We start from the raw sequence: 6,726 nt of genomic DNA on the forward strand, positions 1-6,726 counted from the left end.
CGCATGACGCGCCCGGCGCCGTCGCGCGTTTCGAAGGTGCCCCCCCGCGTCGCCCGCGCTCTCAGCTCAAGGCGACGTCGAAGCCGCGCCGCACCGCCGGCCGGGCCATCATCGTATCGTACCAGCGCTTCACCTGCGGGTAGTCGGCGAGGTCGACCTGATGGCGCTCGTGCCGCCACGCCCAGCCCAGAATGGCGAAATCCGCGATCGACAGCGCGCCGGCGACGAACTCCGCCGCCGCGAGGCGCCGATCCAGCACCCCGTAGAGCCGGTGAGTCTCCTTCAGGTAGCGCTCCAACCCGTAGGCCCGGTCCTTTTCCGCGACGCCCAGGAAATGGTGGACCTGCCCCGGCATCGGTCCGAACCCGCCCATCTGCCACATCAGCCACTCCAGCACGGCCATGCGCTGGCGCGGATCGGCCGGCAGGAACCGGCCCGATTTCTCGGCGAGGTAGAGCAGGATCGCGCCCGATTCGAACAGCGAGATCGAACCGCCGGGCCCGTCCGGATCGACGATCGCGGGGATGCGGTTGTTCGGGCTGATCGCCAGGAAGGCCGGATCGAACTGCTCGCCCTTCGTGATGTCGACGGTCCGGACCCGATAGGGCAGGTCCATCTCCTCCAGGGCGACGCTGATCTTGCGTCCGTTGGGCGTGTTCCAGGCATACAGCTCGATCATCGCGGGGCCTCGCCATGCGGGCGGTCGCGAACGGCGCGCGGTTGCCCGAGCGCGACCGGACCGGATCGGGGCATCGTGCGGACTGGAAGCGCCGCGATCAAGCCGCCGCGCGACGGCGTTCAGGAATGCGGCGAAGAAGCCCCCGAAGCGGCCCGGTCGCACCGAACACGGCCGGTCCGACCCGGCGGCGCGGGGCCGGCGGCGACCGCCGATCCTCATCGCGTGCGGCATGAAAACCGCGACGGGGCGATGTTTGCGCGCGCATGCGTCCCGGACGGGACATGAACCGGTCTCGGAGGCTGCGGCAGCCGGGCAGGGAGAAGCGTCGACGCGACGCGCAGAGCGAGGGCGCGTTCGCTCCCGAAGCGTGACGGCGGACCGATCAGGATGGTGCCGGGAGACCCCGTGAGCCGCCGCTAAGTCCCGGTCCCTGCAGCGCTATCGCTGCGGCGAGCAGGACGCTGGATATCCACCAGGAAGGCCTGGTGGTGGGCGCAGTCGGGCTCGAACCCGTCTCTGCTGAGCGCGCGCGAAATGCGAATTTGATGCAGCGCGAAATGGGACTCGAAACGGAAGTTCCGGCGACAGAGATGCGACTTCGACCGCGTACCAATTCCTATCGCATCATTTTTTGATTGACCCCGGCGGGCGATCCGGCGAATTCTGTCGTACGCAGAAGCACGACGCGTCGCGGATCATCCGCATCGGGTTCGAGCATTGGCTGCCTTCGGTTCTCCACGCCTCGCCGCACCATGATCGTGCGTTGGGGGAAGGTGACTGTTGGCCCATGCTGACTCGATTGGACCGGCGTCATGTCTCCAGCTACTCCTACCGAACCGCACCTCATCCCCTCGGTCGAACCGCCGCCGACCCGGATTCGCAGGCGATCACTGGCTCATCAGAAGTCAGCCCAGCGATCCCTCGCCATCGTCAATCTGTCACCGAGCGAGCTCGTCGTCGCACGGGCGCGACTGCGCAAGTACCAGCCTCGCCACCGCGAGCACCTACTCCAGAGCGTGACGCGCTGGGGCATCGTCGAGCCGATCCTGATCGACGCCGATCGCCGCGTCATCGCCGGTCATCAGATCCTCGCCGCAGCCCTGGAGCTCGGCCTCGCAACGGTCCCGACCATCGCGTTGGCCAACCTCTCGGACGCGCAAGCCCGCGCCCTGCGCATCGCCCTCAACAAGCTGCCGGAGCTGTCGAGCTGGGATCCGAACGTGCTGAAGGACGAGCTCGCTTTCCTCGCCGATTTCGACATCGACCTCGTCAGCTTCACCGCGTTCAGCTCGGCCGAGCTCGATGTGATCCTCACCCCCACCGAGGACAATCCCGACGACGCTTTGCCGGGGCCACTCAAGCAGGCGATTTCTCAGCTCGGCGATATTTGGACCTTCGAAGGCGGTCACCGCCTCGGCTGCCTCGACGTCCTGAGCGAGGTGAGCCTTCCCGCGGTCATGGCCGGTATGCTCGCGAACCTAGTCCTGTGCGATCCGCCATACAACGTCCCGGTCGCCGGACATGTCACCGGTCGGGTCGGCGCCCGCGAGTTTGCCATGGCCTCCGGCGAGATGAGTGTCGCAGAGTTCACAGCGTTCCTACACGCCGTGTTCGAGCGGCTCTGGGAGCATGCCGAGGATGGCTCGCTCTCGCTTCAGTTCATGGACTGGCGGCACATGCAGGAGATGCTGGCGGCCGGTCATGCTGTCTACCAGCAGCTTCTCAATCTCGCGGTCTGGGCCAAGACCAATCCCGGCATGGGCTCGCTCTGGCGCTCCGGCCACGAGTTGTGTTTCATTTGGAAGAAGGGCGCGGCGGCGCACGTCAACAACATCGAGCTCGGCCGTAATGGCCGCAATCGCTCGAATGTGTGGAGCTATCCCGGCGCGAACAGCTTCTCCCGGGCAGGCGACCCTGATGGCCTAGAGCACGTGACGCCGAAGAACGTGGCGATGATCCAGGACGCAATCCTGGACGTATCCCGGCGTGGCGATATCGTGCTCGACGCCTTTGCCGGCAGCGGCACCACCCTGGTCGCGGCGCACCGCGCGAAGCGGCGCGGCTTCGGTCTCGAGATCGATCCGCTTTACGTCGATCTCGCTGTGCGCTGGATGGAACGGTGTACGCGCGCACAGGCGCGCCATGCTGGGACCGGTCTAACGTTTGCCGAGATGGCCGAGCAGCGGGGCATCGTGCTGCCGCCGTGCTTGCGGCGCACGTGAGGCGGTCCCATGGCCAAGGACCGCAAGCGCGGCGAGCCGCCGCCGGTTGATGCCACGCATGTCGGCTACGGCCGTCCACCGCCGCAGCATCGCTTCAAGCCGAACTAAGTCGGTAATCCGTGGGGCCGCAAGGGCAAGCCCAAGTCGAAAGGCGACTTTCTCGACGAGATCGTCGTCGTGCAGGTCGCGGGCAAGCGGAAGCGGCTGACCCGCGACGAGACCGTCGATTTCGCGCTGTACAAGGAGGTCCTGGCGGGCAACGTTTCCGCGGCCAAAGAACTGGACAGGCGCCGGCGGGAGCGGCGGGCGAGCCGACCCGACACTGAAACAGTCGATACGCTCAGTCCCGAGGATCAGGCGGCGTTCGACCGCCTGATCGCGCGTCGTGCGCATGGGCGACGGTCCTCAGACGAAGGGGTAGAATCGGGGACCGCACCCGACGACGATGCGGATGGCGATCTCTCGGACGAGGGTGCGGCATGACGCAGATTCAGCGCCTCTATCGCCATGCCCTGCGCACCGACTTCATGGTGTTCTACGAGCGCTGCTTTGCAACGCTCGAGCCGGGCACCCCGTTCGTCGACAACTGGCACCTTCACGCCATGGCTCACGCCCTGCGCGGGGTTGAGAGCGGCGAACGCCAGCGGCTGATCATCAACGTGCCGCCGCGCTCGGGCAAGTCGCTCATCGTTACGGTCGCGTTCACCGCCTGGCGGCTCGGCCGCGATCCGCGGTTGCGCATCATCTGCACTTCGTATTCCGCCGACCTCGCCCAGACACATGCCGCAGCGTTTCGGGCGATTGTCGCCAGCGCATGGTTCCAGGAGGCTTTTCCGGCGTTCCAGATCAAGCAGGGCGGGGACCGTAAGCTCGAGACGATTACGACCGAGCGTGGCTACCGCTTCGGGGTGTCGATCTCGGGGCCGGTCCTCGGACGCGGCGCGGATCTCATCATCGGTGACTACGCGATGAGCCCGGATGCAACCTTCTCAGAAGCCGTCCGGCGCAGAGAGATGGGGCTTTGGAACACCGCGCATCGCACTCGCCTCAACGACAAACGCAAGGGTGCGATCGTGTTGATCTCGCAGCGGCTACACGAAGACGACCTCATCGGTCAGGTGCAGCGGAGCGGTGACTGGGACCGGCTGGTCTTGCCGGCGATCGCACCGGAAGCAGCATGCTATCGGATCGGGCCGCACGAGCACGACATCTACCAACGCCGGGCCGGCGAGGTGCTGGATGCTGAGCGCGAGCCGCGTGAAGCGCTAGAGGAGATGCGGCGCGCCGTCGGCTCGATGACCTTCGCGGCGATGTACCTCCAGGACCCTGTGCCCGCGGACGGCAACGTCATCCGCCGCGAATGGCTGCGCTATGCCGATCGCGACCTCAACGATCCGGCGCTGAAGTATTTCGTTGCGAGCTGGGACACGGCCTCGACGCTGGACGCGACCAGCAGCTACTCGGTCGGCATGCTCTGGGGCTGGGACGGGGAGAACTACTACCTGCTGGAATTGGTCCGAGGCCGGTGGGAAACCCCGGAGCTGCGCAGTAAAATCCTTGAGACGATCCGCGACTGGCGTCCTGACGAGACTCTGATCGAGGATACCGAATTGGGCCGCAGCTTGCAGCAGGACATTCGGCGCACCAGCGGCATACGGGTTCACCTTCGGCGGCCCCGCTACGACAAGCGTGCCCGGCTTCTTGCGCAGAGTGCGCGGTTCGAGGCGGGGCAGGTGTGGATACCCGCGTCGGAGCCTTGGACCCATGACTACGTCAGCGAACTGTTGGCCTTTCCGTTCGGCCGGAGCGACGATCAGGTCGACGCGACTTCGCAGGCTCTCGATTATCTGGTCACGAAGACCGCGAGCCTCCAGCCGATGCAGCGCCGCAACCCGACGCGGAGAACGATCGAACGCCGCGCCGTGGCGGAGGTTGAAGAGGCGCCCGATCGGCATCGTGGCCGGTCTGGATCCAGGGCGTTCGATGTGCCGCCGCAGCTGGGCTGATCGCACCAAGATTTCTCAGCGGCTGGGAAGGGCAGTTTGTGGATCGGCGTCGAAGTATAATCCTAACGCAAACTTATCAGAATTTCTGAAAAAATCAATATAAAAATCCGCTTTACTTGTTTAAAACCGACTAAAATCAGCCAATTGGTCGGAGTAAATCCATACCACTTGAACTTTACCAATCCTTCGGAGCTTATTGGCGAAACGATTTGTCGGTGAATCACTTACGGCCGGGCGCTCATTGAGCGTTATCCTTTGTAATCGACGCATTCAGAGTGGTTTGGTGGCTTGGAATTGAACCGCCATTTACACCCGCCCGCTTTTGCGGCGGCCCTACTCCGAAGCAGCCATTCCGTTTCTCCCCAGGCTTCGCATGCCGGATCCTCGATAGGCGCAAAACCCGCCGTTCGGCTTTGCGCCCATCTCGGCCATTCGGTGGTGTCGGCCGGCATCTCCGAAGCAGACATCGGCTTAGATCGGCTCACCGGCCGCCATTGTGCCTGCAGCGAGCCTCCGCCACTTCCCTGCGCAGGATCAGCCCGAGACAGCAGGAGCGGAACCGCAGCCATCGGCCAACGAAGGTGCCGTGAACGGGGATCCGCACCTGATTAGAAGTGAGATGACCCAATTCGTCTGGGAGGTTCAGCGATTTGTGCAACTCGTGCCGCGAAAATAAGCATCGAAGCGCTTGCGGGTGATCGAAAAAAATCTCAGACTGACCACCAGTGAGAATTTTTGATCGGCTGGAGCGTCGTGGCATCGGACCATGAGGAGCTGTCTGTCGCGCAGCGGATCGCGCAAGCATTTCCGGCGCTTAGCTCCGCTCACCGAGACGTCGCCCGCTTCGTCCTTGATCATCCGTTGCGCGCTGCGACCCTGCCTGTGAATGAGCTTGCCGACTTGGTCGGCGTCTCAGTCGCCACCGCTAATCGGTTTGCCCGCGCTGTGGGCTATGAGGGCTACGCAAAGTTCCGCTCGGCTCTCGTCCTCGGCTACGAGAAGGCGCTCGCACCGGTCGAGAAGCTGCGCGGCGGCCGAGATCAAACCGCTACCGCGTCCGGCATCCTCGACGGAGCCTTGGCCGACATCGTCCGCAACATTGAAGCGACACGCCGCGGGCTCGACGGCCAGACCTGTGCGCAGGCCGTCGAGGCGATCCGCCGGGCCCGACGGGTCTACATTGTCGGGCTGGGCAGCAGCAGCTGGCCGGCCGGCATCCTGGCGCGCAACCTCGACGTCAACCGAGAGGACGTCCACCTGCTGGCAACCCTGGAGGGGCCCGGCTTCGCCGCCCGGACTCTGCGCCGGCTGACGACCGACGACCTCGTCATCGCGCTCGCAACCCCGCGGTACTTCGCCGACACGGTGCGGCTGGCCGAGATCGCCCGGAAGCACGGCGCCGCGGTCCTGGCGCTGACCGACGGACCGCACTCGCCCCTCGTCGCCACCGCTACGATCGCGCTCTACGCGCAGACTGACTGCCACTACTTTGCCGCCTCAGATGCCAGCCTGACGGCCCTCGTCGAGGCCCTGGCGAGCGCCTTCGCCCACGCCACCGTGGATCTCGTCCCGGCCGCGACGCGGGTGACGGAAGCCGTCCTGCCCTGGCTCGACCGCGACTACGCCGCCTGGCCACCGCAGGGCGGAACCGACGACCTAACCGACACCCCGCCCCCGGGAACCGTTCCATGAGCGACCACCGCCCCGTACTCGTGATCCACGGCGGCGCTGGGACGATCGCGTCGGGCCAGGCTGATCCCGGCGAGGCGCGCTATCACGCGGCCCTCGCCGAGATCCTGGCGGCCGGAGCGGCCTGCCT

6 protein-coding genes are annotated in these 6,726 nt (G+C 65.6%); 4 read left to right on the forward strand and 2 right to left on the reverse strand.

The features are described from left to right. Positions 1 to 61: 61 nt before the first annotated feature. Positions 62 to 679, reverse strand: a complete 618-nt coding sequence (locus FV228_RS16885) for a glutathione S-transferase N-terminal domain-containing protein (protein WP_147855689.1) — start codon at positions 677 to 679, stop codon at positions 62 to 64. A 1,016-nt stretch (positions 680 to 1,695) separates the two neighbouring features. Here FV228_RS16885 and FV228_RS16890 point away from each other — a divergent pair. The 3 genes from FV228_RS16890 to terL all read left to right on the forward strand — a co-directional run bounded on the left by FV228_RS16890 (position 1,696) and on the right by terL (position 4,907). Continuing rightward, the gene (locus FV228_RS16890) at positions 1,696 to 2,901 is read left to right on the forward strand and encodes a DNA modification methylase (protein WP_187277783.1); all 1,206 of its coding nucleotides are present in this window, start codon (positions 1,696 to 1,698) and stop codon (positions 2,899 to 2,901) included. 177 nt (positions 2,902 to 3,078) lie between these two features. Continuing rightward, complete coding sequence (locus tag FV228_RS16895; protein ID WP_147855691.1) at positions 3,079 to 3,384, forward strand: hypothetical protein; 306 nt, start codon at positions 3,079 to 3,081, stop codon at positions 3,382 to 3,384. After that, positions 3,381 to 4,907, forward strand: a complete 1,527-nt coding sequence (gene terL / locus FV228_RS16900) for a phage terminase large subunit (protein WP_147855692.1) — start codon at positions 3,381 to 3,383, stop codon at positions 4,905 to 4,907. The genes FV228_RS16895 and terL overlap by 4 nt, the downstream gene beginning before the upstream one ends. Before the next feature lie 642 nt (positions 4,908 to 5,549). Here terL and FV228_RS33170 read toward each other — a convergent pair. Next, complete coding sequence (locus tag FV228_RS33170; RefSeq protein ID WP_187277785.1) at positions 5,550 to 5,765, reverse strand: hypothetical protein; 216 nt, start codon at positions 5,763 to 5,765, stop codon at positions 5,550 to 5,552. Between FV228_RS33170 and FV228_RS16905 the strand changes: the two genes are divergently transcribed. Continuing rightward, positions 5,661 to 6,599, forward strand: coding sequence for a MurR/RpiR family transcriptional regulator (locus FV228_RS16905; RefSeq protein ID WP_147855693.1), 939 nt, complete (start codon positions 5,661 to 5,663; stop codon positions 6,597 to 6,599). The genes FV228_RS33170 and FV228_RS16905 overlap by 105 nt on opposite strands. The last annotated feature ends 127 nt before the right edge of the window (positions 6,600 to 6,726 follow it).

Source organism: Methylobacterium sp. WL18 (assembly GCF_008040015.1).
Classification (GTDB): domain Bacteria; phylum Pseudomonadota; class Alphaproteobacteria; order Rhizobiales; family Beijerinckiaceae; genus Methylobacterium; species Methylobacterium mesophilicum.